Annotated in this window: 1 protein-coding gene and 1 pseudogene; both read left to right on the top strand. The window is 66.9% G+C overall.

The genetic code is table 11. The annotated features are described in order from the left end of the window. Positions 1-349 (top strand): annotated as a pseudogene (gene glyA, locus E8E75_RS00095) (serine hydroxymethyltransferase); the annotation flags it as partial. A gap of 22 nt (positions 350-371) precedes the next feature. Continuing rightward, the coding region (locus tag E8E75_RS00100) for a serine dehydratase beta chain (protein ID WP_280357626.1) at positions 372-577 on the top strand (206 nt) is incomplete at its 3' end.

A 577-nucleotide genomic window follows, 5' to 3' on the forward strand; every position in this document is an offset into this window, starting at 1 on the left:
CGATCGCGGCTACGACGTGGTGTCCGGCGGTACTGACAACCACCTGTTCCTGGTCAGCCTGATTCGCCAGGGCATCACCGGCAAAGACGCCGACGCCGCCCTCGGCCGCGCCCATATCACCGTGAACAAGAACGCCGTACCGAACGACCCGCAGTCGCCCTTCGTGACGTCGGGCTTGCGCATCGGCACCCCGGCGGTGACCACCCGTGGCTTCCAGGTGGCGGAATGCCGAGCGCTCGCGGGCTGGATCTGCGACATCCTCGACCACCTCGGCGATGCCGATGTCGAGGCCCAGGTGGCACGCCAGGCAGCGGCACTCTGCGCACGCTTCCCGGTGTACCCGGCCTGACCCCCTTTTCGAGAAACGCCCCATGTCGCTGAGTGTCTTCGATCTGTTCAAAGTGGGTATCGGCCCCTCCAGCTCCCACACGGTGGGGCCGATGCTTGCCGCCGAACGCTTTATCCTCGGTCTTGAATCGGACCGGCTGATGGGCCAGGTAGCAACCGTGCGAGCCGAGCTGTACGGCTCCCTCGGCGCCACCGGCAAGGGCCACGGCAGCGACAAGGCCGTGCTGCT

The sequence above is a fragment of the Pseudomonas sp. BN606 genome (genome assembly GCF_029873115.1).
In the GTDB taxonomy this organism is placed as follows: Bacteria; Pseudomonadota; Gammaproteobacteria; order Pseudomonadales; family Pseudomonadaceae; genus Metapseudomonas.